Below are 24,608 nucleotides of genomic sequence, written 5' to 3'. Positions count from 1 at the left end.
CCTGCGGGCGCGGTCAGAACAGGGTCGGGATGCCGCTGTCGACGCCCTTCATGGCGTCGTAGTCCAGCACGACCGTGTCGATGCCGCGGTCGCCGGCGAGGGTCTTCGCCTGCGGAGCGATGCTCTGCGCCGCCAGCACGCCGCGGACGGGCGCGAGGTGCGGGTCGCGATTGAGCAGCTCGAGGTACCGCGTCAGCTGCTCGACGGCGTCGATCCCGGCGCGGCGCTTCACCTCGACGGCGACGTGGCGCGCCGGCGTCGCAGCCGGGGCGGCTGAGACGTGGATGTCGGCCTCGACCCCCGGGGGCACGTCGATCTCGACCGAGACGCCCGAGGCGACGGTGCGCAGCATGAGGTCGACCGGACCGATCGCCGTCGGGAACTCGCGGCGCACGAGGGCCAGCCCGTCGCCGATGACGTCGACCTGCTCGGCCAGGAGGCGCTGGAGATCGGCTTCCACGCCGTCTTTGATGAGCCCGGGGTCGACGCCCAGGTCATGAGTCGTGTCGTGGATCACCTCGTGGATGCGCACGAGCAGGGCGTCGCCGGACTTCGCGTGGGTGACCCGCCAGAGCTCGACGACACCCTCGTCGAGGGCCTCGGCATCCGGCGCCTCCACGGTGAGCGTGCAGGGCGGGCTCATCCAGTTGAGCGGCTTGTACGAGCCGCCGTCGGAGTGCACCAGCAGACTGCCGTCGCCCTTGTGGACGAGCAGTCGCGTCGCGAGAGGCAGGTGGGCCGTGAGGCGTCCTGTGTAGTCCACGGAGCAGCGGGCGATGACAAGACGCACCCGAAGAGCCTAACCGCGGCCGGCGACGCGCGGGATCAGTGAGCCGACTGGTGCCCCGCGCCCACCTTGGAGCCCGCGATCGGCTTGGCAGCGCCGGATGCGAAGCCCGAGAGGGCGATGAGGGCGACGAGGATCCACAGGGTCGGCAGCAGGCCGATCTCGTGGCTGATCCATCCGAGGATGGGCGGGCCGCAGAGGAACGCGATGTAGCCGATCGTGGCAGCCGCGCTGACGGATGCCGCGGCCTTCGCGGGATCGTCGGCCGCCGCCGACATGCCGAGCGGGAACCCCAGCGAGGCGCCCATCCCCCACAGGGCGACGCCGATCATGGCGATGGGGACGCTCGGGGCGAGGATGAACACGACGAGGCCCGTGACGGCCGTGACGGCGAGGATGCGCAGCGTCCACACGCGGCCGAAGCGATCGACGAGCGGGCCGCCGAGGGCGCGCACGGCGGTCATCGCGACCGAGAACACCGTGAGGGCGATGGCGCCCTGCGCCTCGGTGCCGGAGTGACCGTCGACGACGGCGAGGGGCAGCCAGTCGTTCGCGCCGCCCTCGGCGAAGGCCATGCCGAGCATGATCGCGCCGATGGCATAGGTGCGGGGGTCGCGCCAGACGGCGAGGGCGGCACCGAAGCGCTCGCGGCGTGTGGGCTTGTCGGCGACCTCATCGTCGTTGACCTCGCGCGCGGGCACGAAGACCACGGACACGGCCCCGACCGCGACGACGATCGCGCCGAGGATCCAGAGGTGGGGCGCCACGCCGACGGCCCACGCCGTCATCGCGACGCCGATGCCGGCGCCGGCGACCGTGCCCAGGCTGAAGAAGGCGTGGAACAGCGGCATGATCGTCTTGCCGGTCGCCTGCTCGACCGCGGCGCCCTCGACGTTCATCATGACGTCGGTGGAGCCCATGCCGAGGCCCATGAAGGCGAGGCCGACCGCGGTGAGCGCGAAGGACTGCGTGGTCTCGGCGCCGAGGCCGACGAGGATGATGCCCGTCGCGAAGATGCCGAGGCCCATGAGGAGGCCGCGGCGCGCACCCCAGCGCGCGAGGATCACGTTGGCCAGCGACAGGCCGAGGATCGACGCCGCACCGGACGCGAAGAGGAGGAGCCCGACCTCGAAGTCGTTGATGCCGAGGTTCCCCTTGACCGAGGGCACGCGGGAGGCCCACGTGGCGAAGCCGAGACCCGTCGCGAAGAAGATCGCGAAGATGGCGGTGCGCCACGCGGCGATCTGCTTGCGAGAGAGGGCGGTGTCCATGGCGGAAACGATACCGAGTTCCGTTCGGGAAATCGAATCGATTCGACGAGGTCGGCGACGCCGGGGTACGATCGGTGCCGATGAGCAGCAGACGCGCCACGATCGCCGACGTCGCCCGTGAGGCGGGCGTCTCGCCGTCGACGGCTTCGGTCGTGTTCAGCGGCAAGACGCCGGTATCGGATGCCACCCGCCGCCGCGTGCTCGCCGCCGCCGAGTCCCTCGGCTACACCGGTCCCGACCCGCGCGCCGCGTCGCTCCGCCGCGGACGCTCCGGCATCGTCGGCGTCGTCTTCGAGGAGCACCTCGGCCGGGCGTTCCAGGATCCGGTCAAGATCCTCATGATGGACGGCCTGACCGAGAGCGTCGCCGGGATCGGCGCGGGGCTCCTCCTGCTGCGCGACCAGGCCGAGGACACCGGTGCGCCGACCCTCACCACCGCGCCCGTCGATGCTGCCGTGCTCGTGGGCTGCTCCGGACTCGTGCGGGAGTCGCTCGCCGCGGTCAAGGCGCGAGGCATCCCGGTCGTCGTGATCGAGGGCGACGCCGGGGCCGACGTTCCGCGCGTGGGCCTGGACAACCGCGAGGCGCAGCGGCAGGCCGCGAGCCATGTGCGGGCGCTCGGCCACGAGCGCGTGGCCCTCGTGGCGCTGCCGGTGCGCACCGGGTGGGCGGGCGGCTGGATCGAGTCCGACTCCGACATCACGGTCGACGTCACGCGCGACCGGCTCCTCGGCGCGAGGGACGTGTTCCCGGATGCCCCGGCCTACGCCGCGGCGGGGAGCTTCATCGATGAGGGGCTCGCCGCGGGCCGAGCCATCTTCGCCGACGCCGCACGGCGGCCGACCGCGGTCCTCGCGCAGAGCGATCTTCTGGCCGCGGGCGTCGTGCGCGCGGCCGAGGAAGCGGGTCTCCGCGTGCCGCAGGACGTCAGCGTCACGGGGTTCGACGGCATCGTCGTCGACGGCCTCGCCCCGTACGAGCTCACGACGATCGTGCAGCCCACCGTCGAGAAGGGCCGGGCCGCCGGTCAGGCGGTCGTCGCGATGCTGCAGGGCGGGGACGCGGCATCCATCAATTTCACGTGCGTGTTCCGGGAGGGCAACACGACAGCACCGCCGCCCGTATCGTCCTGATCCGGGAGATCGCCGGGAGCCCCCTGCCGCTCCGCCGATAGACTGACCGCGACCCCGCACGCCGCGCCACTGGCCGCGACCCCCGAGGAGGCCGCGCATGCTCATACTGCTCGGCGCGTTCGCGGTGGTTCCTCTTCTGCTTCCATGGCTCGTCGGGCGGATCGGCGCACGCGCGTTCTATGTCGCGGCGCTCCTGCCGATCGCGGCCTTCGTGCAGGCGGCTCTCGAGACCTCCGCCGTCATGGACGGCGAGACGCCGTTCGAGACCTACGACTGGATCCCGGCCCTCGGCATCCAGCTCTCGATGCGCATGGACACACTGGGCTGGGTCCTGGCGCTCATCGTGACCGGCGTCGGCGCCCTCGTGATGCTCTACTGCCGCTGGTACTTCCGGGGGAAGACCGAAGGGGTCGGCCAGTTCTCCGCCGTGCTGCTCGCTTTCGCCGGCGCCATGTACGGGCTGGTTCTCACCGACGACCTCGTCGTGCTCGTCATGTTCTGGGAGGTCACGAGCGTCCTGTCGTACCTGCTCATCGGGTACTACCACCGCCGCGGCGCGAGCCGCCGCGCGGCTCTGCAGGCGCTGCTCGTCACGTCGCTCGGCGGCCTCGTCATGCTCATCGGCGTCGTGCTGCTCGTGGTGGAGGCGGGCACGTCGAGTCTCTCGACGATCCTCGCCGAGGCGCCGAGCGGACCCATCGTCGACGCGGCCCTCGTGCTCCTGCTCGTCGGAGCCCTCAGCAAGTCGGCGATCTTCCCGTTCCACTTCTGGCTTCCCGGCGCGATGGCCGCCCCCACCCCGGTCAGCGCCTATCTCCACGCGGCGGCGATGGTCAAGGCCGGCATCTACCTCATCGCGCGCTTCGCTCCCGTCTATGCGATCGCCCCGCCGTGGCGGCCGATCGTGGTCTCGCTGGGCGTCTTCACGATGCTCCTCGGCGGCTGGCAGGCGCTGCGTGAGACCGACCTGAAGCGCATCCTGGCGTTCGGGACGGTGAGCCAGCTCGGCCTCCTCACGGTCGTCCTGGGATTCGGCACGCAGGATGCCGCGCTCACCGGTCTCGCGCTGCTCATCGGTCACGCCCTCTTCAAGTCGAGCCTCTTCCTCATCGTCGGCGTCATCGACCGACAGCTGTCGACACGCGACATCCGCGAGCTCAGCGGCCTCGCGCGGCAGGCGCCGGTCATGACGACCTTCGCGGTCATCGCCGTCGCCTCCATGGTCGGCATCATCCCGACGGTCGGCTTCGTCGCGAAGGAGGGCGCGATCACGGCGCTCCTCTATGAGGCGACGGGGGGCTCCGCCTGGGGCATCGTCGCGCTGGCAGGGGTCGTGGTCGGCTCGATCCTCACCGCGGCCTACGGCATCCGCTTCCTGTGGGGCGCCTTCTGGACCAAACGCGACACGGCGGGCGAGCGCCTCCCCGACACCGAATGGCCCGATCCGCCCATCGGATTCCTCAGCGCGCCCGTGATCCTCTCGGGCCTCACCATCGTGCTCGGCTTCATGGCGCCGCTCCTCGACGTCGTGCTGGCGCCCTACGCCGAGACGGCGCCGCCCGCCACCCCCGGCGTCGCGCCCCCCGATCACCTCTACCACCTCGCGCTCTGGCACGGCCTCGAGCCGGCGCTGTGGATCTCGCTCGCGACCATCGTCGCGGGTGCCGGGGTCTTCGCCCTCACTCGTCACTCGGCACCGCGCCGTCTCGTGCCGTTCACCGCCGCCGACGCGTACAACGCGGCGCTGCGCGGCATCGCGCGCCTGTCGGTCCTCACGACGAGCCTCACGCAGCGCGGGTCGCTCCCGGTGTACGTCGGCACGATCTTCGTGGTGTTCGTCGCCGCGGAGGGCACCGTGCTGCTCGCCGGCAGCGAATGGCGAGCCGACCTCGAGGCGTATCAGACGCCCGCTCAGCTGCTCGTCGCGCCGGTCATGATCGTCGCCGGCATCATCGCGACCCGGGCGCGCAAGCGCTACACGGGCGTCGTGCTCGTCTCGGTCACGGGGCTCGGCATGGTCGTGCTCTTCGCGACGAGCGGTGCGCCCGACCTCGCCCTCACGCAGATCCTCGTCGAGACTGTGACTCTCGTCGCCTTCGCCCTCGTGCTGCGGCGCATCCCGTCTCGCCTCGGCGAGCACAATGCCTCGGTGGCGCCGGTCGCGAGGGCGATCCTCGGCATCGCGACGGGCCTCACGATGGCCGTCATCGCGATCGTCGCGACCGGCGCGCGCACGGCCGAGTCCGTCTCGAGGCAGTGGCCGACCCTCGCGTACGAGCTGGGCCACGGCAAGAACGTCGTCAACGTCGCCCTCGTGGACCTCCGCGGATGGGACACGATGGGCGAGCTGTCGGTGCTCATCGTCGCGGCGACGGGCGTGGCATCCCTCGTCTTCGTGACGCACCGCGCCGACACGCTCTCATCGCTCACGGCGCCGCTTCCCCTCTCGGGCTCGCGCACCGGCCGGCCGCTCGTCGAGACCGAGGACGGCGGCGTCTCGCCGCAGACCGCCGACCTCAGTCACCGCCCGCGCGCATGGCTCGTCGGCGGGCAGCGCGTGCGGCCCGAGAACCGCTCGATCATCCTCGAGGTGATCGTGCGGATCCTCTTCCACACGATCATCATCGTGTCCCTCTACGTCCTGCTCGCGGGGCACAACCTGCCCGGCGGCGGGTTCGCGGGCGGGCTCATCGCGGGGATGGCGCTCGTCATGCGCTACGTCGCCGGCGGGCGCTACGAGCTCGGCGCGGCGGCTCCCACGGACGCGGGCCGGCTCCTCGGGGTCGGCATGACGATCGCGGTAGCGTGCGCGATCGTGCCGCTCCTCTTCAACGCGCCGCCGCTCAAGAGCGCGTACTTCGAGGCGAACCTCGACTGGATCGGCCACATCGAGTTCGTGACGCCGACCATCTTCGACATCGGCGTCTACCTCGTGGTCATCGGCCTCGTGCTGGACGTGCTCCGCAGCCTCGGCGCCGAGGTCGACCGCCAGACGCTCGAACTCCGCGCTGCCCGAGCGGGGGCGCGGCCGTGAACGTATCGCTCGTCCTCATCCTCATCATGGCCGTGCTCTTCGCGTGCGGCGTCTACTCGATCCTCGAGCGGAGCCTGACCCGCGTGCTCATCGGCTTCCTGCTCCTCGGGAACGCCGCGAACCTCCTGCTCCTCGTCGTGATGGGGCAGCCCGGGCTCGCACCGTTCTACGGCGCGGAGGGCGCGACATCCGATCCCCTTCCGCAGGCTCTGACGCTCACGGCGATCGTCATCACGTTCGCCGTGTCGGCGTTCCTCCTGGCGCTCATCTACCGCTCGTGGCAGCTCGGTCAGGCCGACACGGTGACGGATGACGAGGCCGACATCGCCGTTCGCGAACGCGGTCTCACGGCAGAGGACACGATGGATGACGAGGCCGAGCTCCTGAGCGACGACGCCGCGACCGACTTCGTCGGCGTCGACACGGCCCCGATCCGCGTGCTCGGCAGCCGGGACGTCCCCGGGCTCGTCGACGACGCGCCCTCCGACCGGCCGGCCGCGCGACAGGCGCCGAACGACGACGGCGGTGATCGGCCGTGAGCTCCCTCGTCCCCCTGCTCGTGACGCTGCCCCTCCTCGGCGCGGCGATCGCCCTCATCGCCGGACGCCACCGCAAGACGCAGGTCGGCGTGTCGATCGCCACCCTCACGATCGTGCTCGTGATCGCGTCGATCCTGCTGTGGGCGGTGGATGCCGGGGGCCGGCCGATCGCCGTCTCGATCGGCGGCTGGCCCATCCCGTTCGGGATCGTCCTCTACGTCGACCGGCTCGCGGCACTGCTCGTCGTCGTGTCGAGCATCGTGCTGCTCGCGGTCCTGCTGTTCTCGGTCGGTCAGGGCGCCGAGGACGACGACGAGGACACGCCGGTCTCGATCTTCCACCCCTCGTACCTGATCCTCGCGGCCGGCATCTTCAACGCGTTCATCGCGGGCGACCTCTTCAACCTCTACGTCGGGTTCGAGATCCTGCTGGTGGCGTCGTACGTCCTCATCACGCTGGGGTCGACCGAGTCGCGCATCCGCACGGGTGTCGTCTACATCGTCGTGTCGCTCGTGTCGTCGATCCTCTTCCTCGCGGCGATCGCGATGATCTACGGCGCGCTGGGCACGGTCAACATGGTGCAGATCTCGCAGCGCATGACGGAGCTGCCGCAGGAGACGCAGCTGCTCCTGCACCTGATGCTGCTCCTCGCCTTCAGCATCAAGGCCGCGGTCTTCCCGCTGTCGTTCTGGCTTCCGGACTCCTACCCGACCGCGCCGGCGCCGGTGACGGCGGTCTTCGCGGGCCTGCTCACGAAGGTCGGCGTCTACGCGCTGATCCGCACCGAGACGCAGCTCTTCGCCGAGAGCGATGTCAACACGCTGCTCATGGTCGTCGCGCTCGCCACGATGATCGTCGGAGTGCTCGGCGCGGTCGCGCAGGCGGAGCTCAAGCGCATCCTGTCGTTCACGCTCGTGAGCCACATCGGCTACATGGTCTTCGGGCTCGCGATCGCGACCCCGGCGGCGATCGGCGCGACGATCTACTACATGATCCACCACATCGTGGTGCAGACGACCCTGTTCCTCGCCGTGGGTCTCGTGGAGCGGCGCGCCGGCAGCACGTCGATCCTTCAGGTCACCGGGCTCATGCGTGCGGCGCCCCTCATCGCCGTGCTGTACTTCATCCCCGCCGTCAACCTCGGCGGACTTCCGCCGTTCTCCGGCTTCATAGGCAAGTACGCCCTCTTCGACGCCGCGGCCGAGGTCGGCACGCCGATCATGATGGTGCTCATCGTCGGCGGCATCGTGACGAGCCTCCTCACCCTCTATGCGCTCATGCGCGCGTGGAACCTGTCGTTCTGGCGCGAGGAGGAGGACTCGGCCGAGACCGAGTCGCGCATCTCGTATCTCGGCGAGGCGCCGGCGGCCGGCATCCAGACCGAGCGCCGCGTCATCCCGCGCATCATGACGGCCGCGACCGCGGGCATGGTCGCCGTCACCGTCGCGCTGACGATCTTCGCGGGGCCGCTGTACGACGTGTGCGAGCGCATCGGCGCCTCCCTCCTCGAGCCCGTGAGCCTCACGCAGCTGCAAGAGGAGGCGGGTCAGTGAGCGCGCGGGCGACCAGGCGCCGCGTCGCGACGCAGGTCTGGCGGCAGCTTCCGTTCTTCGTGTGGCTCGTCGCGCTGTGGATGCTGCTGTGGGGCCAGTTCACGATCGTCGCCTTCGTGACCGGCGTCGTCGCCGCCGTCTTCGTGACGCGGGTGTTCCGGCTGCCTCCGGTCGAGCTCTCGGGACGCGTCAACCTCTGGTGGGGACTCGTCTTCGTGATCCAGTTCGCCGTCGCGCTCGTCCGCGGCTCGCTGACGGTCGCGCTGCAGGTGCTCGACTTCCGGCGTCTGCCCGGGACGGCCATCATCGCGGTGCCGCTCCGGGTCGACGACGACCTCATCATGACGCACACCGGGGTCACGGCATCCCTCATCCCAGGCTCGCTCATCGTGGATGCCGACCGCGACCGGCGCATCCTCTACCTCCACGTCATCGGAGTGCGCAGCGATCGGGATGTCGAGCGACAGCGGCAGAGCGTGCTGAAGTGGGAGGAGCGCATCATCCGCGCCGTCGGCTCGAAAGCCCAGGTCGAGCGGGTCGCGAGCGCCCGGGCGGGCGGTGTGTCGTGAACGTCCTGCTCATCGCGATCTTCGTGGTCTTCGCCGTGTCAGCCCTCGTGACGCTGTACCGGATCGTGGTCGGGCCGTCGATCCTCGACCGCGCCGTCGCATCCGACGTGCTGCTGACGCTCGTGATGTGCGCTCTGGGCGCCGAGATGGCGATCAACCACCACACCCGGACCCTGCCGGTGCTGCTCGTCATCGCGGCGATCGGCGTGTTCGGGTCGATCTCGATCGCCCGCTGGGTCGCCCGAAGGGACGATGAGGGAAATGGATAGCATCCTCGACACGATCTCGCTGATCCTCATCCTGATCGGGGCGCTCCTGTGCCTCACCGCGGCGATCGGTCTCGTGCGGTTCCGCGACGTGCCGAGCCGGCTGCACGCGGCGACGAAGCCGCAGGTGCTCGGACTCATCGTCATCTGCCTCGCGATCGCCCTGTCGCTGCGGTCGTGGCCCGTCGTCGCGTTCCTCGTGCCGATCGTCCTCATCCAGCTCGCGACGGCGCCGCTGTCGGCGCACATGGTCGGGCGGCAGGCCTACCGCAACGGCACGATCGACCGCGCGTCGCTGCGCGTCGACGAGCTCGCCGAGTCGAGCGAGACCCCTCCCGCCGCCGGCGGCTGACCCCCAGCATCCCCTTTCCGGGTTCCCGCTTCTCACCCGGGGCCCGAGTCCGTGCCGAGATCGCACGAATCACCGTTGGTTCGGCAGCTGAGTTGTCATTCGTGCGATCTCGAGGGGGTCGGGCCCTCCCTCCACAGGGGACCGCGAGCGGCGGTTGTCGACGGATGCCGGGGGGCTCCGTATTGGCCCGGGCCGTGGTCGGACGATGGTGAGGTGCTCGATCTTCCGCGGTGGATGGATGGTGTCGCCTTCACGAACGCCGAGGGTCGCCGCGTGGGATTGACGGATGCCGAGCTGCGGCGTGCAGAGCTCGCCAGGCCGTTCCACGGGGTGCGAGTCGGAGGAACCGCGGGCCGACGCGATGGGGGCCTGATCGACAGGTGCTCAGACCTCCGGGTCGTGCTGCCGGCCGATGCGGCGTTCAGCCACCTGACCGCTGCTCGACTGTGGGGGATGCCTCTTCCCGCCGGGGCGGTCGAGGAGAATCTCCATGTTCTGACTCCCGGTTCGATACCCGTCCGACGCGCCGGAGTGGTGGGCTGGGTGCGCCGCGACCAGTTCGACGTGCGCCTGCTGCACGGCCTTCCCGTGCTCCCACCGGCCGACGCGTGGGCGATGCTCGCCGGTATGAGCGACAGCCGCGCAACGCGGCTGACGCGCGAGTGGCTCGTCGCGATCGGAGACTTCCTGATCTCGGGGCGTCGCACGAAGTGGGGTCGGGAGCCGGCGCTGGCATCGATCGACGATCTTTCGGATGCCGTGGGCCGACACGGCTCACGACGTGGTGCGGCATCCCTCGCTTGGGCGCTTGGGCGCGTGCGGCGACCGGTCGACTCTCCTCCGGAGACGTTCCTGCGCCTCGGACTCGTGGCGGCCCGCGTGCCCGAGCCGATCCCGCAGCCCACCATCGCGACGTCCGAGGGCGACCGCCACCCAGACCTGGGCTACCTCGCCGAGCGGGTACTGCTCGAGTATCTGGGCGACGTGCACCGGACCGATGCGGCGACCTGGCGCAAGGACCTGACGAGGGTCCAGCTCTTCCAGGATGCGGGCTACCGCGTCATTCTCGTCGGAGCCGATGACGTCTCGCGCGATGGCCTCCCGCGCCTCGCGGCGCGAGTGCGCCGAGCCCTGCGCGGCACCTCCGGTTCGCCGAGATCGCACGTATGACGGGTCGACATCGCTCGTGGCGGTGATTCGTGCGATCTCGGCACGCATCGACGACGGATGCCGCGGCATCCCGTCTCCCGGCCGGGGGGCGTCCGCGCAGCCGGTCGAGATCGCGCAGCCCGTCGAGATCGCGCAGCCCGTCGAGATCGCGCAGCCGTCGAGATCGCACGAATCACCGCTTGACGGATGCCGGCGACGTGATTTCTGCGATCTCGGCGGGCCGGGGCCCCGCGCCGGGACCCGGGACCCCGGACCCGGGGGTGCGGGAGCCGCAGGGCGGGTCAGGAGGCCGGGACGAGCGTGAGCGTGTTCTCGGTCGCCGCGTCGACCGCGTCGGGAGAGAAGGCCCAGAGCGTGAGCTCGACCCGCTGCCACGCCGGCGTCTGATCGACGTAGTGCTCGTGGAAGGCGTGGCCGCTCTCGCCGGTGAGCTGATTCCATCGCGAGGCGTCGAAGTCCGACAGGTCGACGATCATGCGCATCGACGGCACGGTGACCGTCGCGAAGCTCGAGCCGAGATCCCACCCGGTCGCGTTGATCACCGAGCTGCCGCCCGACACCGGGTACGGACCGCGGTTGAAGAGCCACTCGATCGGTGCGACGCCGGACTCGCCGAACGTCGCGTTGCGGAGCGGCAGGGCGTGGAGGTCGCCCCAGTTCCACACCTCGGGGCGGTCGCCCTGCGCCTTGGCGACCCGCTTATAGGCGCCGACTGCGCTGCGCTCGAGCATCTCCGGCTGCGTCGAGACGTCGAGGCCGGGGTTCTGCCACCACGCCGACTGCGGCTCGTCGAGCAGCCGGTCGACGACCAGAAACAGCCGACCCTGGTTCGAGAGCGACGCCGCCGCCTCGCGCCCGCGCACGAAGAGGTTCTGCACGAGCTCGTCCCACAGGGCGTTGGCGTAGGCGGCGCCGGCGGAGTCGGCGTCATTCTGCATGTCCCACGACCGCAGCAGGTCGAGCGCGGCATCCACGTCGTCGTCGCCCGTCTTGATGTCGTCGAACGCAGACGCGAGACGGATGCCGATCCAGAACTGCTCGTCGGCCTGGATGTCGCGCACGTCGTCGGCGGTCAGCGGCCCCTTCGCGATCGCTCGCTGGATGAGCTCGGTGATGCGCGCGGCCCGCCAGCCGTAGTCCCAGTCGGTCGTCAGCGGATACGGATAGTCCGCGCCGACGACTGCATTGTTCGCCGTCACGATGTAGCCCTCCGGCGGGTTGTACGACACCGGCAGATTTTCGAAGGGGATGAAGCCGGTCCAGTCGTACGACGAGTCCCAGCCCGGCTGCGGCATCGACCCGTCGCCCGCGCCCCGGATCGGCAGGCGCCCGGGCGTCTGATAGCCGATGTTGCCCGCCGTGTCGGCGTAGACGAGGTTCTGGGCGGGCACGTCGAAGAGCGATGCGGCGGTGCGGAAATCCTCGAAGGTCTTCGCCTTCCCCATCGCGAAGATCGCGGATGCCGTGGTCCCGGGCTGCAGCGCCGTCCACTGCAGCGCGACAGCCGCGTCGCCGTCGGGTGCATCGGATGCGGGCGCGACAGCGCTCTTCGTGCCGGTGTACGGCCGCATCGCGATCGACTCGAATTCGCCCGAGACGTCCGAGATGATCGGCCCGTGCACCGTCGAGCGGATGTCGAGCTCGACGGGATCGCCACCGGCGACCTTCAGCGTCTCGGTGCGCTCCTCGAGGGGCACGAGTGCGCCGTCGCGCCAGTACTGGTCGCCGTCGACCTTCTCGAGGTAGAGGTCGGTCACGTCGGTCGTCAGGTTCGTGAAGCCCCAGGCGATGTCGGCGTTGTGGCCGATGACGATGCCCGGCATGCCCGAGAAGCCGAATCCTGCGACGTCGAAGGGACACTCCTCACTCACCCGTGCGCAGCGGAGCCCCATCTGGTGCCAGACGCTCGGCAGGCTCGCACCGAGGTGCGGGTCGTTCGCGAGCAGCGGCATCCCGGATGCCGTCAGATCGCCCGAGATCACCCAGGAGTTCGAGCCGATGCCCTCGCCCACGCCGCCGACGAGCTCCGACACGGCTTCGATCACGCCGTCGACCTCGCTCCACTCGATCGACGCGGTCTGCACCGAGGGCGAGGCATCCGTCGCCGCGAAGCCCGCCGGCGCCACCGCGGCCGACGGGGGCGGCGTGATCTTCGGCACGATCACCGGATTGCGGTCGTACGGGTACGCCGGGTACAGCTCATCGATCTGCTCGGGGCTGAAGTCCGGTGCCATGAGCGCGCGCTGCGTCTCGGACTCGATGTTGTCGCGGAGGTCCCAGGCCATCGCCTTGAGCCAGGCGACCGAGTCCGCGGGGGTCCAGGGCTCGATCTCGTAGTCCGGGTTCTGCAGACCCAGCACCGCGTACTCGAGGGATGCCTCGGCCCCCCGGTGGTCGGCGAGATAGGCGTTGACGCCCTCGGCGTACGACTCGTAGTAGCCCCGGGTCTCGTCGTCGAGCGCGGCGACCTCCTGCTCGGCGACCTTGCGCCAGCCGAGCGTCCGAAGGAACTTGTCCGTCCCGAGCTGCGACTCGCCGAAGAGCTCCGACAGCCGTCCGCTCGTGACGTGACGGCGGAAGTCCATCTCCCAGAACCGGTCCTGCGCGTGCACGAACCCCTGCGCGAAGAAGAGGTCGTGCGAATCTCCGGCCGTGATGACCGGGATGCCGAGGCCGTCGCGCTGCACCGTCACCTCGCCGTCGAGGCCGTCGACGGCGAGTTCGCCGCTCACCTGCGGGAACGAGCGCTGGATCGTCCACGCGCCGAACCCCGCCGCGAGGGCGGTGGTCATGAGCACGACGGCAACGAGGCCGAACGCGATCATGCCGATCGTGCGCCCGACCGAGCGCTTGCGGGGGGCCTGGACCGGCACGGGGCCGGAGACGGGCATCGACATCGAGGCACTTCCTAGGAACACGTCGTGGGACCGCGGTTCACCGAACACGGTCCTGGGTGCCACGCGTCGGGTCGCGAGGCACACCGTTTCGCACTCTATCCCGGGAATGCTCGGGATGCCTCGACCGGAAGGGAATCGCGCGTCCGGTCTCCCCGATCACTCAGCCGATGAGGCTCGGCTGCAGGTCGCGGAGCGTGCGGAAATGCGTCATGCGGGTGACGCCGAGCGCAGCCACGACGAGCGATCCCAGCATCCACGTCAGGAGCGCGGCGACGTCGCTCCCCACCCGTGCAAGGTCGCCTCCGTACATGAACTGGCGCATCGCGTCGACGACGAAGCCCATCGGGAGCACGTGGTGAAGATCGGCCAGCGGCGCGGGCAGCGTCTGCCACGGGAACGTGCCGCCCGCCGTGACGAGCTGCACGACCATGAGCACGAGACCGAGGAACTGGCCGACCGAGCCGAACCAGACGGTGAGTGCGAGGATGACCGCGGCATACGTGAACGACGCGAGCACCATGACGCCGAGGGTGGCGAGCGGGTGTGCGAAGCCGAAGCCGAGCGCGAAGGCGAGGATGCCGAACAGCGCCGTCATCTGGAGCCCGCCGAGGAGCGCAGGCGTGAGCCAGCCCGCCGCGGTGATCCGCAGCGGCGAGTGAAGGGCGGTGACGGCACGGCGTGAGATCGGCTTGACGATGAGGAACAGCGCGTAGATGCCGATCCAGCCGGCGAGGGCGGCGAAGAACGGGGCGAGCCCGGCGCCGTAGTCGTCGGCCGCGGCCAGGTTGCCGGACGAGACCGAGACCGGATCCGAGATGGTCTGCGCCTGCGCGGCGCGCAGCTCGGGCGACGAGTCCGGGATCGCGGCGACTCCCGAGGCGAGGCCGTCGCGCAGCTGCGCCGTGCCGTCGGCCAGAGTACCCAGGCCGTCCGCGAGCGCGGAGGCACCGGTGCTCAGTTCGGCCGCACCGCCGGCGGCCGAGTCGGCGCCGGTCGCGACCTGGGCGGCACCGCTCGCGACCTGCGAGGCGCCGTCGGCCAGGGCGTCGACCCGCCCGACGGCGGTCTGCACCGTCTGGTTCCCCTGCCGCAGGTCGTCGGCGACAGGATCGAGCTTCGCGAGCACCGCGTCGATCTGCGCCGGGTCGAGCCCCTGCTCCGCGAGCGTCGCGGCGATGTCGGCCCGCGCGGTGGGGAGAGCGTCGGTGGCCTGCTGCACCGCGGCTCCGGCCCGGTCGGCGTAGCCCGCGATCGTCGCGGTGCCGTCGGCGACCTGCTGCGCGCCCCCGGCGACCTTGTGCGCGCCGTCGGCGAGCGTCGCGGTGCCCGAGGCAAGCTGGCCCGCACCGCTCTCGAGGCGGTCGGCGCCGTCGGCCGCATCGGTCGCGCCGTCGGCGAGCTGAGCCGCGCCGTCCGCGGCGTCGACGAGCTTCACGCGGATGTCGGCGATGCCCGAGAGGAGGCTCGTCGCCGCCTCCTTCGCGACGGACTGGGCGACGGACGCCCGGATCTTCTCGACCGCCTGCGACCCGATCGTGGAGGCGAGGTAGTTGTTGGCGTCGTTGGTCTCGAGCTCGATCGACGCTTGACGCGGCGCCGTCCCTGCGGCCGAGGCGAGCGCTTCGGAGAAGTCGGCCGGGATCACGACGACGAAGTCGACGTCGCCCTCTTCGAGCGCCCGTTGCGCACCCGGCGCCGAGAGCAGCCGCCAGTCGAAGGCGCGCCCGTCGAGCAGCTCGTCGGCGACGCGCTCGCCATAGTCCGCGGCCGGTTCGTCGCCGGATGCCGCGGCTCCCGCGTCCTCATTCACGAGGCCGACCGGGATCTCGGCGAATCGCCCGTACGGGTCCTGGTTCGCCCAGAGGTAGAGGCCGCCGTAGAGCACGGGCACGAGAAGCAGAGCCACCAGCGCGATGACCGACATGCGCGTGGCCGTGAGGCGGCGGAGCTCCGCCGCGATCATCGCGGGGATTCTCATGCGCGACCGCTCTGGGCGGCAGAGGCGGCGGGCCGACCCGCCCTGCGGCGAGCGGGGCGTCGCGTGAGCAGCGCCGCGCTGCCGCGCGGGCGCACCCGGCTCGACCGCGCACGCGGATGCGTCTCGACAGGAGCGGCGAGGACGGATGCCGCGGCCTCACCGGCGACGACCAGCACGGCGAGCCCGCGCGCGGCGAACTCCTGGGCGAGCGCCCACCACTCCCGCGGATCGCCGCCGTGCCGGTCGGGCGACACGAGCACGACACCGTCGACGCCTCGCCGCAGCGTGGCGAGCTCGAGCAGCAGACGCAGTCGCCGAGCCGGTGCGACGTCGGCGATCGGCACGCGCGTGAGTTCCTGTGCCCCGTGCTCGTCGAGCCACCGGAGCGCCGCCAGCGGGTCGGAGCGACGCCCCGCGAACATGAGCTCCTCGGCCACGATCCCCGCGACGGCGACGTTCGCGGCGGGCTCCGACACGTCGGGGGCATCGACGAGCGCGAGACGGCGACGGAGGGCCGCGGCATCCGTGCGCCCGTCGATCGTGACCGAGCCCGAGTCGGGGCGCATCCGGCCCGTCGCGATGAGCCCGAGGATCGTCGGACGCTGCTCGGTCTCGGCGACGACGAGCTCGGCGCGTCCCGAGGCGAACTCGACGCTCGTCGCGGGGAGCGCGATCCCCTCGCGGCCCTTCGACACGTCGGCTACCGTGACCCGCATCAGACCTCCTCGACGAGGTCGGGGTGCTCGCCGAGCAGCGTCGCGGATTCGGTCCACGACAGGCCGGCGATGCTCAGAACCGCGCGCACAGCGAGCGACCGGGCCTCGGAGGACGAGGCATCCATCCGCGTGATGACCGCGCGTGCCGTCTCTTCGACGAGGCGCGCAAGGGTCGGTGCGGCGACGTCGGTGCGGAGCGACCCGTCGTCCTGCCCGGCCCGTACGATCTCGGCCACCCGACGGCGCACGGGTGCGAGCGCGTCGGCGGTCTCATGCACGTGCGCCTCGTCGAGGGCGATGGATGCCGCGACCTGCACGTGCGACGCCTCCCGCCACAGGAGCGAGGCCAGGCGTGCGAGAGCGACGCGCGGGTCGGGGTCGTCGATCGTGTCGGCGATCGCGTTGAAGCGCTGTGCTCCGACCGCGATGACGGCGTGGACGAGGGCATCCCGGTCGTCGAAATGGCCGTAGAGCGCGCGACGCGTGAGGCCGGCGGAGCGGGCGATGGCGTCGACGGACGCGTGGGGGTCACGCGAGATGAGATCGGTCGCGGCCGCGAGGATGTCGGCGCGGTTCTCGACCGCGTCCCGTCGGGGACGCCGCTGCGCAGCGGGAGGTGTGCTCACTCACCTCATGGTAGTAACTTGCACAGTCGTGTGCAAGTTAAGTCCAGAACGCTCAGTCCGTCCCGGCATCGAAGGCCGCGCCCTCGGTCGCGGCATCCGTCCGCTCGGCGAGCGCCTCCTGCGCGGCATCGAGTGGAAGCGCCGGCTCCGTGATCTCGTCGGCCTCGCCCGCCGTCACGCGGCCGACGAGCGCACCCGTCGCCCCGCCGATGAGGCCGAGCCCCGCGTACTGCTCGAGGCGTGCGCGCGAGTCCGCGATGTCGAGGTTGCGCATCGTGAGCTGGCCGATGCGGTCGGTCGGGCCGAAGGCCGCGTCGCCGACGCGCTCCATCGACAGCTTCTCGGGCGCGTACGACATGCCGGCCGCGACGGTGTCGAGGATCGTGTAGTCGTCGCCCCGGCGGAGGCGCAGCGTCACCGAGCCGGTGATGGTCGAACCGACCCACTTCTGGATCGACTCGCGCAGCATGAGCGACTGCGGCTCGAGCCACCGACCCTCGTACATGAGGCGGCCGAGGCGGCGGCCCTGCTCGTGGTAGGTCGCGAGGGTGTCCTCGTTCAGGATGCTGTTGACGAGGCGCTCGTACGCGATGAAGAGGAGCGCCATGCCCGGCGCCTCGTAGATGCCGCGCGACTTCGCCTCGATGATGCGGTTCTCGATCTGGTCGCTCATGCCGAGGCCGTGGCGCCCGCCGATGCGGTTGGCCTCGAACACCAGCTCGACCGGGTCGGCGAACTCACGGCCGTTCAGCGAGACCGGCCGGCCGCCCTCGAACACGACGGTGACGTCCTCGGCCGCGATGGCGACCGAGTCGTCCCAGAAGCGCACGCCCATGATCGGCTCGACCGTCTCGAGCGAGACGTCGAGGTGCTCGAGTGTCTTGGCTTCGTGCGTCGCGCCCCAGATGTTCGCGTCGGTCGAATAGGCCTTCTCGGCGCTGTCACGGTAGGGGAAGCCGTGCGCGACGAGCCACTCGCTCATCTCCTTGCGCCCGCCGAGCTCGGTGACGAAGTCCGCGTCGAGCCACGGCTTGTAGATGCGCAGCGCCGGATTGGCCAGCAGCCCGTAGCGGTAGAACCGCTCGATGTCGTTGCCCTTGTAGGTCGAGCCGTCGCCCCAGATGTCGACGCCGTCCTCCTTCATGGCGCGGACGAGGAGCGTCCCCGTCACGGCGCGGCCGAGAGGCGTCGTGTTGAAGTAGGTCTTGCCGCCGGAGCGGATGTGGAAGGCGCCGCACGCGAGGGCCACGAAGCCCTCCTCGACGAGGGCGGTCTTGCAGTCGACGAGCCGCGCGACCTCCGCGCCGTACTCCAGCGCACGGCCGGGGATCGCCTCGATGTCGTCCTCGTCGGGCTGACCGAGGTCGCCGGTGTAGGTGCAGGGGACGGCGCCCTTGTCGCGCATCCACGCGACCGCCACCGAGGTGTCGAGACCCCCAGAGAAGGCGATGCCGACGCGCTCGCCGATGGGCAGGGACTGGAGGACCTTCGACATGCCGTCAAGTTTAGTGAGCGCGTGTCGCCGGCCCGGAACAGGACGGATGCCGCGGCCCCCAGGCCGCGGCATCCGTCTGCCCTCCTGCGAAGCGCCTCAGATCGTGAGCGCTCCGCTGGCGGGCCGCCCGCGGCCGCGCATCGCACGCCGTGCGCGATAGCGGTCGATGAAGATGATCATCGCGCCGATGGCCATGAGCCCGACCGTCATGACCGCTATATAGAGGAGCGGCGACCGGTATCCACCCGCGATGTGCGGGTCGAGGAACGGGTAGGGGTACCACCACGGCGTCGTGCCGTCGGGGTTGGCGACCCGCTCACCGCGCACCATCGTGTAGGTGATCCACGCGACGGGGTAGCCCACCAGCACGGCGAGCGTCCACCACGGCAGCGCCCGGCGCCGCGGCGCCAGCAGCAGGTCCAGCACGAAGTAGATCGGCATCACGACGTGCAGCACCTCGGCGGCGTACTTGTCGAGCAGGGCGATCCCGGCGGAGTCCCCGAGCGCGATCGCCGAGGGCAGACCGCGCAGCAGGACGTTGTAGACGATGCCGAGCAGGAAGATCGGGCCGGCCACGGCGGCCATTCCGAGCGCGATCCCCATCGGCTCGGGCGAAGTTCCCGGGTGCCGTTCCGACCAGTTGGCCGCGACGGCGAGCACGACGACGCTGAGCAGCGTCGACACGATCGTGAACAGGCTGAAGTAGTTGGCCAGCACATCTCCGAGGAGTTCCTGCTGGCGCGCTGCCCGGTCCACGTTGACCACGAGACCCGCGACGACTCCCGACAGAGCTGTTGCCGCGGCGGCGATTCTGATCCATACCCAATACATTTCGACGACCTTTCCGATGTGACCTTGTTGTGGATGTGTCGTCCCCCAATGGCCACAGGTGTACCGGTCCGGGTCGCCGGAATGTGGGAACTTCGTGCAGGCGGCAGCACTCGGAGCACGCCGAGGGTGCCGTACTTTGTGTGTGATCCACAACGTGTCCCCCGAAATGTGGACACTTGCGACAAACGGCGCGAAACGCCGTCTCTGCCGCCCCCGACGGGGCCGTCAGACGGCCGAACGCGCCGCCACGACGTCGTCGTCGGTGGTCGGCTCGGCGGCTCCCCGGCGCCGGCCGACACCGACGGTGAGCCACGCCGCGAGCGCGATCACGACGGCGATTCCCACGACGTAGACGGCCACGGCGCCGTAGCCGTTGTCGAAGTTGTTCGGGTTGAGGAAGGGGTAGGGGTACCAGAACGGGTCGCCGGTGCTCGGGCTCGTCGTGAGGGGTCCGCGGAGGAGCGTGTAGACGACCCACAGGAGCGGCACGACGACGATCTCGGCGACCGCGCGCCACGGCAGGGCTCGACGGCGAGGCGCCAAGAAGAGGTCGGCGAGCAGGAACAGCGGCCCGACGACGTGCAGCACCTCGTTCGACCACGGGACAGTCGTGCCCTGGGGCAGCGCGATGCTTCGGAGCAGCAGGTTGTAGACGATGCCCGTGACGATCATGTAGGTCGTCGCGCACGCGAGCAGCGTGGCGAGGACACGCGGCTCGGGGCGCGAAGCGGTGTCGGCCAGCCGTGCGACCCCCCGCGGCGCGGCCCTGTCGACCGCGGTGTCCCGGCCTCTCGTCCAGAACCAGATCGCCGCCCACGCGAGCACCACGACCGACAGCACGTTGGAGAGGATCGTGAAGAAGCTGAAGAAGTTCACGGTCGTGGTCAGCACATCCCCCCGCGCGTCGATCGCTCCGCCGATCGTGCGGGAAGCCTGCGCGATGATCGCCGCACCGATGAGGAGGGCGGCGGCGATCCGCAGAATGGACCAGATCTGAGCCCAGCGAGGAGTTCGGGTCATGCGCACACCCTAGCGACGGGCGGGACCGCCGCCCCGGATAGGATGGGGTGTAACCGTCCGCTACGAACGGGGGAGAGCCCATGCCAGGCATCGTGATCGTCGGAGTCCAGTGGGGAGACGAGGGCAAGGGCAAGGCCACCGATCTTCTCGGTGATCGCACGGATTGGGTCGTCAAGTTCAACGGCGGCAACAACGCGGGCCACACCGTCGTCATCGGCAACGAGAAGTACGCCCTGCACCTGCTGCCCTCCGGCATCCTCTCTCCTGGCGTGAACGCCGTCATCGGCAACGGGGTGGTCGTCGATCTCGAGGTGCTCTTCGCCGAGCTCGAGGCGCTGCACGCGCGCGGGCTCGACACCTCGCGCCTGCGGGTGAGCGCCAACGCGCACATCATCACGCAGTACCACCGCACGCTCGACAAGGTCACCGAGCGCTTCCTCGGCAAACGCCAGATCGGCACGACGGGGCGCGGCATCGGCCCCGCGTACGCCGACAAGATCAACCGCGTGGGCATCCGGGTGCAGGACCTCTTCGACGAGAACATCTTGCGCCAGAAGGTCGAGGGAGCCCTCGACCAGAAGAACCACCTGCTGGTGAAGATCTTCAACCGCCGGGCCATCACGGCCGACGAGGTCGTCGACGACCTCCTCTCGTACGCCGAGCGCCTGCGACCGCTCGTCGCCGACACGGGGCTGCTGCTCAACGACGCGCTCGACGCCGGAGACGTCGTCGTGTTCGAGGGCGGCCAGGCCACGATGCTCGACGTCGACCACGGCACCTATCCCTTCGTCACGTCGTCCTCGGCGACGGCCGGCGGCGCGGCGACGGGCGCGGGCGTCGGGCCCAACCGCCTCGATCGGATCGTCGGCATCGTCAAGGCCTACACGACCCGCGTCGGCTCAGGACCCTTCCCCACCGAGCTGTTCGACGAGAACGGCGACTTCCTGCGCTCTCGCGGGTTCGAGTTCGGCACGACGACCGGCCGCCCGCGACGGGTCGGCTGGTACGACGCGCCGATCACGCGGTACGCGACCCGGATCAACGGCATCACCGACCTCGTGCTGACGAAGCTCGACATCCTGACCGGCCTCGACCAGATCCCCGTCTGCGTCGCCTACGACGTCGACGGCGAGCGGTTCGACGAGGTGCCCGTCAACCAGTCCGACTTCCACCACGCCAAGCCGATCCTCGAGTACTTCCCCGGCTGGAAGGAAGACATCTCGGGTGCCCGCACGTTCGACGACCTCCCGCTCGAAGCGCAGGACTACGTCCTCGCCCTCGAGCAGATGAGCGGTACGCGCATCTCGGTCATCGGCGTCGGCGCCGCGCGCGACGCGGTCATCGTGCGCCACGATCTGATCGACTGATGGCCCCCTTCGACGGGCTCAGGAACCGCGAAGCGCTTCAGCCGGACGGAACCGGCTGATGCGCCCCTTCGACGGGCTCAGGAACCGCGAAGCGCTTCAGCCGGACGGAACCGGCTGATGCGCCCCTTCGACGGGCTCAGGAACCGCGAAGCGCTTCAGCCGGACGGAACCGGCTGATGCGCTTCTGGCTCGGCGGATACACCGCCGACATGGACGGCGCGGCGACGGGCATCGGCATCCTGCACGCGGGTGCTCCCGACGACGCGCTCGCCGGCGGTCCGCTCGGTTTCACGGGAAACGCCGCGGCCACGGGCGGTTCGCCGTCGTGGATCACATCGCATCCGCGGCTCGACGTGGTCTACGCGGCCCTCGAGGGAGCGGGCACGGTGCAGGCGTTCCGCCGGACCGGCGAGGCATCCTTCGCTCCACTCGGCACTCCCGTCGAGGCGGGCGAAGCCGTCTGCCATATCGCGGCGGCGCCCGACGGCTCGTCGCTCGTCGCGAGCTGCTGGGGCGATGGGCGCGTCGTCCGGATGGCGACGGATGCCTCGGGCCGCCCCTCATCGCCGGTCATCGCGCCGGCGGCCGCCGACCCGTACGCACTCGATGCGCCGTCGTCCTCGGCGGGCGATCTCGACCTCGCCGCGGCGGCCCGCGCCCTGCGCGAAGCGGCGGGTGAGGAGTACGCGCATCTCGTTCCCGACCACGACCGCGATGTCGAGCCCGCGGCGGACGAAGGGGACGAGGCATCCCGTCCCTCGCACGCACACCAGGCGGTCTTCCTCCCCGGGGGCCTCGTGGCGACGACCGACATGGGCTTGGACATCGTGCGGTTCTGGCGTCCGCGGCCGAGCGGGCTCGCGCATGTGCAGGACGTGACGCTGCCGAAGGGCTCCGGCCCCCGGCACACGGTGTGGCACCCGAGCGGGCACCTCTACGTCGTGACGGAGCTCTCGCACGAGATCTTCGTGCTGGCGGCCGACCAGGCGGGCTCGTGGCGCATCGTCGCCGGAACGCCGCTCGGCACGGGTGTCCTCCCGGGCGACACCGCCGCGGAGCTTGCGCCGTCGCGTGATGGGCACTTCCTCTACGCCGGCGTCCGGGGCAGCGACACCATCGCGGTCGTGCGCGTACGAGGCGAGGGCGATGCGCTGGAGCCCGTGGCCCTCGTCGAGGCGGGGGTGCGCTGGCCGCGGCACCACCTCGTGGTCCGCGACACGCTTCTCGTCGCGGGACAGCTGTCCGACGAGGTCGCATCGCTCGGCATCGACCTGCGGACGGGCGTCCCGGGTCGCGTGCGCCATCGCACTGCGGCCCCGTCGCCGACGTGCATCGTCGCCGCGCGCTGAGTCGCGGCATCCCTCGCCCGTCGCGGGTGAATCACGGCACCCGCCTCAGCCTCGGGGGTACCCCCTCGGATGCCTCGGGGATAGCTTGAGATCGACGCCGGGGGGCACCTCCCACCGGGACGGTGGACGCCGCTCACCAGGTGTCGACCCGTGACTTGAGAAGGGAAGACCATGGCTGAATTCCGTTACGGTCCGGTCGAGCTGTTCCTGCTCGGCCTCGAGGGGGACAGGCCCGATCCGAGGCTCGTCGCAGAGCTCGCAGAGCTCGTCGACGACGGCATCCTCCGGGTGCTCGACTTCGTCATCATCTCGAAGTCCGAGTCGGGCGACGTGACGGTCGTCGAGATCGAGGACGATGACGACGATTACGCGGCACTCGACCTCGTGCTCTCGGGCATCACCGGCGAGGAGGACATCGCGGAGCTGGCCGAGCTGGTTCCCGAAGGCGGCTCGGCAGCCGTCGTGGCGCTCGAGCTCGTGTACGCGCGCCGCCTGGCCTCGAGCCTCGCCGCGAGCGGCGGAGTGGTGCTGTCGTCGGAGCGCATCCCGGCGCCCGTCGTCAACGCCCTCGTCGACGCCGTCGAGGAAGAGGTCGCCGAAGAGCTCGTCGAAGAGTACGAAGAGATCGCCGAGAGCGAAGGAGAGAACCGATGATCCGCAGAGTTGGACGCCCCGGACTCGTGGGGCTCGCCGCCCGCACGGCTGTCGTCGCGGGCACCGCCACCGCCGTCAACGGCGCCATGAACAACCACCAGCAGCGCAAGGCGCAGGACCAGTACGAGCAGCAGCAGTACGAGGCCGCTCAGCAGCAGGCCGCCATGAACGCCGCGGCGCAGCAGGCCGTCGCCCAGCAGATGGCCTACGCTCCTCCGCCCGCCCCGGCTCCCGCAGCTCCCGCAGCTCCCGCGGGCGGCGGTGAGGACATCGTCGCCTCGCTGCAGAAGCTCTCTGCGCTGAAGGATGCCGGGGCCCTGAGCGACGCCGAGTTCGAGGCCGCCAAGGCCCGCCTCCTGGGAGGCTGACCCGGCTCCTGCCGACCTCGCCGACGGGGCGCCGCGTCCTCATCTCCAAAGGGTGAAGAGCACGGCGCCCCGTTCCATGCGGGCAACAGAATGAACGTGCGGACAGCGATCCGCAGTCAACTCATTCTGGGAGGAATGCGCATGAGTCTGTGGAGCAACTTCTGGGACGTGATCTGGTGGTTCATCTGGATCTTCGCCTTCGTGGCGTACCTCTTCGTCCTGATCTCGATCTTCAGCGACCTGTTCCGTGACCACAAGCTGAGCGGCTGGTGGAAGGCCGTCTGGATCGTCTTCCTGATCTTCGTCCCCTTCCTCACCGCCCTGATCTACCTGATCGCGCGTGGACGCGGCATGCAGGAGCGCGGCCTCGCCGAGGCGAAGCGCCAGCAGGAGGCCACGCAGGCATACATCCAATCCGTCGCAGGGAAGGGCGCGAGCCCGGCGGACGAGATCGCCAAGGCCTCGGAACTGCTCAAGGCCGGCACCATCACGCAGGCCGAGTACGACCAGCTGAAGGCACGCGCCCTCGCCTGAGTGCATCCGCCGCACGCGGAAAGACCAAGACCCCCGGCCCGGCGCCGGGGGTCTTCGTTTCGCATGCCGATGTGTGACGGTTCACTCGCGGTTCGCATG

At 70.5% G+C, this 24,608-nt stretch carries 22 protein-coding genes; 13 read left to right on the top strand and 9 right to left on the bottom strand.

The genetic code is table 11. The features are described 5' to 3' along the window. Positions 1-13 precede the first annotated feature (13 nt). Positions 14-790: an endonuclease NucS gene (gene nucS / locus G5T42_RS05065; RefSeq protein WP_165126323.1), complete on the bottom strand. Its 777-nt coding sequence runs from the start codon at positions 788-790 to the stop codon at positions 14-16. Between the two features lie 35 nt (positions 791-825). Continuing rightward, positions 826-2,058 carry an MFS transporter gene (locus tag G5T42_RS05060; RefSeq protein ID WP_165126320.1) on the bottom strand — a complete coding sequence of 411 codons (1,233 nt, stop codon included), beginning with the start codon at positions 2,056-2,058 and terminating at the stop codon, positions 826-828. Positions 2,059-2,138: 80 nt separating this feature from the next. Between G5T42_RS05060 and G5T42_RS05055 the strand changes: the two genes are divergently transcribed. From G5T42_RS05055 to G5T42_RS05020, 8 genes are all read left to right on the top strand, one after another. Then, a complete protein-coding gene (locus G5T42_RS05055; RefSeq protein WP_165126317.1) occupies positions 2,139-3,191 on the top strand; it encodes a LacI family DNA-binding transcriptional regulator in 1,053 nt (350 codons plus the stop codon). A 97-nt stretch (positions 3,192-3,288) separates the two neighbouring features. Further along, positions 3,289-6,225 (top strand): Na+/H+ antiporter subunit A, encoded by a 2,937-nt coding sequence (locus tag G5T42_RS05050; protein WP_165126314.1) that lies wholly within the window; start codon positions 3,289-3,291, stop codon positions 6,223-6,225. After that, on the top strand, positions 6,222-6,764 hold the full coding sequence (locus G5T42_RS05045; RefSeq protein ID WP_165126311.1) for a Na(+)/H(+) antiporter subunit C: 543 nt from the start codon (positions 6,222-6,224) through the stop codon (positions 6,762-6,764). Before G5T42_RS05050 ends, G5T42_RS05045 begins: the two co-directional genes overlap by 4 nt. Then, positions 6,761-8,317 (top strand): Na+/H+ antiporter subunit D, encoded by a 1,557-nt coding sequence (locus G5T42_RS05040; protein WP_165126308.1) that lies wholly within the window; start codon positions 6,761-6,763, stop codon positions 8,315-8,317. Before G5T42_RS05045 ends, G5T42_RS05040 begins: the two co-directional genes overlap by 4 nt. Continuing rightward, positions 8,314-8,886 (top strand): Na+/H+ antiporter subunit E, encoded by a 573-nt coding sequence (locus tag G5T42_RS05035; RefSeq protein ID WP_165126305.1) that lies wholly within the window; start codon positions 8,314-8,316, stop codon positions 8,884-8,886. The genes G5T42_RS05040 and G5T42_RS05035 overlap by 4 nt, the downstream gene beginning before the upstream one ends. Beyond that, positions 8,883-9,155, top strand: coding sequence for a monovalent cation/H+ antiporter complex subunit F (locus G5T42_RS05030; protein WP_165126302.1), 273 nt, complete (start codon positions 8,883-8,885; stop codon positions 9,153-9,155). The genes G5T42_RS05035 and G5T42_RS05030 overlap by 4 nt, the downstream gene beginning before the upstream one ends. Further along, entirely contained in the window at positions 9,148-9,504 is a 357-nt protein-coding gene (gene mnhG, locus G5T42_RS05025) for a monovalent cation/H(+) antiporter subunit G (RefSeq protein ID WP_165126299.1), read from the top strand. Before G5T42_RS05030 ends, mnhG begins: the two co-directional genes overlap by 8 nt. Before the next feature lie 213 nt (positions 9,505-9,717). Continuing rightward, positions 9,718-10,674: a hypothetical protein gene (locus tag G5T42_RS05020; protein WP_165126296.1), complete on the top strand. Its 957-nt coding sequence runs from the start codon at positions 9,718-9,720 to the stop codon at positions 10,672-10,674. Positions 10,675-10,955: 281 nt separating this feature from the next. Here the strand turns inward: G5T42_RS05020 and G5T42_RS05015 are convergent, their stop codons facing one another. The 7 genes from G5T42_RS05015 to G5T42_RS04985 form a co-directional block, all read right to left on the bottom strand. Further along, positions 10,956-13,571 carry a penicillin acylase family protein gene (locus G5T42_RS05015; protein ID WP_241245966.1) on the bottom strand — a complete coding sequence of 872 codons (2,616 nt, stop codon included), beginning with the start codon at positions 13,569-13,571 and terminating at the stop codon, positions 10,956-10,958. Between the two features lie 160 nt (positions 13,572-13,731). Continuing rightward, positions 13,732-15,549, bottom strand: a complete 1,818-nt coding sequence (locus G5T42_RS05010) for a YhgE/Pip domain-containing protein (RefSeq protein WP_165126293.1) — start codon at positions 15,547-15,549, stop codon at positions 13,732-13,734. After that, the gene (locus tag G5T42_RS05005; protein ID WP_165126290.1) at positions 15,546-16,265 is read right to left on the bottom strand and encodes a hypothetical protein; all 720 of its coding nucleotides are present in this window, start codon (positions 16,263-16,265) and stop codon (positions 15,546-15,548) included. Before G5T42_RS05005 ends, G5T42_RS05010 begins: the two co-directional genes overlap by 4 nt. Further along, a complete protein-coding gene (locus G5T42_RS05000; RefSeq protein WP_165126287.1) occupies positions 16,265-16,891 on the bottom strand; it encodes a TetR/AcrR family transcriptional regulator in 627 nt (208 codons plus the stop codon). The genes G5T42_RS05005 and G5T42_RS05000 overlap by 1 nt, the downstream gene beginning before the upstream one ends. A gap of 52 nt (positions 16,892-16,943) precedes the next feature. Further along, positions 16,944-18,386 carry an argininosuccinate synthase gene (gene argG / locus G5T42_RS04995; RefSeq protein WP_165126284.1) on the bottom strand — a complete coding sequence of 481 codons (1,443 nt, stop codon included), beginning with the start codon at positions 18,384-18,386 and terminating at the stop codon, positions 16,944-16,946. 96 nt (positions 18,387-18,482) lie between these two features. Then, the gene (locus G5T42_RS04990; RefSeq protein WP_165126281.1) at positions 18,483-19,217 is read right to left on the bottom strand and encodes a Pr6Pr family membrane protein; all 735 of its coding nucleotides are present in this window, start codon (positions 19,215-19,217) and stop codon (positions 18,483-18,485) included. 225 nt (positions 19,218-19,442) lie between these two features. Continuing rightward, entirely contained in the window at positions 19,443-20,237 is a 795-nt protein-coding gene (locus G5T42_RS04985) for a Pr6Pr family membrane protein (protein ID WP_165126278.1), read from the bottom strand. An 80-nt stretch (positions 20,238-20,317) separates the two neighbouring features. Here G5T42_RS04985 and G5T42_RS04980 point away from each other — a divergent pair, with 80 nt between their 5' ends. The 5 genes from G5T42_RS04980 to G5T42_RS04960 all read left to right on the top strand — a co-directional run bounded on the left by G5T42_RS04980 (position 20,318) and on the right by G5T42_RS04960 (position 24,509). Next, a complete protein-coding gene (locus G5T42_RS04980; RefSeq protein ID WP_165126275.1) occupies positions 20,318-21,604 on the top strand; it encodes an adenylosuccinate synthase in 1,287 nt (428 codons plus the stop codon). Between the two features lie 176 nt (positions 21,605-21,780). Then, positions 21,781-22,953, top strand: a complete 1,173-nt coding sequence (locus G5T42_RS04975; protein ID WP_165126272.1) for a beta-propeller fold lactonase family protein — start codon at positions 21,781-21,783, stop codon at positions 22,951-22,953. 171 nt (positions 22,954-23,124) lie between these two features. Next, positions 23,125-23,607, top strand: a complete 483-nt coding sequence (locus G5T42_RS04970; RefSeq protein ID WP_206535711.1) for a DUF6325 family protein — start codon at positions 23,125-23,127, stop codon at positions 23,605-23,607. Then, on the top strand, positions 23,604-23,975 hold the full coding sequence (locus tag G5T42_RS04965; protein ID WP_165126269.1) for an SHOCT domain-containing protein: 372 nt from the start codon (positions 23,604-23,606) through the stop codon (positions 23,973-23,975). Before G5T42_RS04970 ends, G5T42_RS04965 begins: the two co-directional genes overlap by 4 nt. A 141-nt stretch (positions 23,976-24,116) precedes the next feature. Beyond that, the gene (locus G5T42_RS04960) at positions 24,117-24,509 is read left to right on the top strand and encodes an SHOCT domain-containing protein (RefSeq protein WP_165126266.1); all 393 of its coding nucleotides are present in this window, start codon (positions 24,117-24,119) and stop codon (positions 24,507-24,509) included. Positions 24,510-24,608 lie beyond the last annotated feature (99 nt).

Source organism: Microbacterium sp. 4R-513, from assembly GCF_011046485.1.
GTDB lineage: Bacteria > Actinomycetota > Actinomycetes > Actinomycetales > Microbacteriaceae > Microbacterium.
The sequence above is the reverse complement of the archived record's forward strand: the minus strand, read 5'-3'. Positions and strand labels throughout refer to the sequence as shown.

Coding starts and splice junctions, on each gene's coding strand:
- G5T42_RS04990 (WP_165126281.1), bottom strand. CDS start 19,217: ATGTATTGGGTATGGATCAGAATCGCCGCCGCGGCAACAGCTCTGTCG.
- G5T42_RS05055 (WP_165126317.1), top strand. CDS start 2,139: ATGAGCAGCAGACGCGCCACGATCGCCGACGTCGCCCGTGAGGCGGGC.
- G5T42_RS05050 (WP_165126314.1), top strand. CDS start 3,289: ATGCTCATACTGCTCGGCGCGTTCGCGGTGGTTCCTCTTCTGCTTCCA.
- mnhG (WP_165126299.1), top strand. CDS start 9,148: ATGGATAGCATCCTCGACACGATCTCGCTGATCCTCATCCTGATCGGG.
- G5T42_RS04985 (WP_165126278.1), bottom strand. CDS start 20,237: ATGACCCGAACTCCTCGCTGGGCTCAGATCTGGTCCATTCTGCGGATC.
- G5T42_RS05060 (WP_165126320.1), bottom strand. CDS start 2,058: ATGGACACCGCCCTCTCTCGCAAGCAGATCGCCGCGTGGCGCACCGCC.
- G5T42_RS04960 (WP_165126266.1), top strand. CDS start 24,117: ATGAGTCTGTGGAGCAACTTCTGGGACGTGATCTGGTGGTTCATCTGG.
- argG (WP_165126284.1), bottom strand. CDS start 18,386: ATGTCGAAGGTCCTCCAGTCCCTGCCCATCGGCGAGCGCGTCGGCATC.
- G5T42_RS04980 (WP_165126275.1), top strand. CDS start 20,318: ATGCCAGGCATCGTGATCGTCGGAGTCCAGTGGGGAGACGAGGGCAAG.
- G5T42_RS05015 (WP_241245966.1), bottom strand. CDS start 13,571: ATGTCGATGCCCGTCTCCGGCCCCGTGCCGGTCCAGGCCCCCCGCAAG.
- G5T42_RS04975 (WP_165126272.1), top strand. CDS start 21,781: ATGCGCTTCTGGCTCGGCGGATACACCGCCGACATGGACGGCGCGGCG.
- G5T42_RS04970 (WP_206535711.1), top strand. CDS start 23,125: ATGGCTGAATTCCGTTACGGTCCGGTCGAGCTGTTCCTGCTCGGCCTC.
- G5T42_RS05005 (WP_165126290.1), bottom strand. CDS start 16,265: ATGCGGGTCACGGTAGCCGACGTGTCGAAGGGCCGCGAGGGGATCGCG.
- G5T42_RS05010 (WP_165126293.1), bottom strand. CDS start 15,549: ATGAGAATCCCCGCGATGATCGCGGCGGAGCTCCGCCGCCTCACGGCC.
- G5T42_RS04965 (WP_165126269.1), top strand. CDS start 23,604: ATGATCCGCAGAGTTGGACGCCCCGGACTCGTGGGGCTCGCCGCCCGC.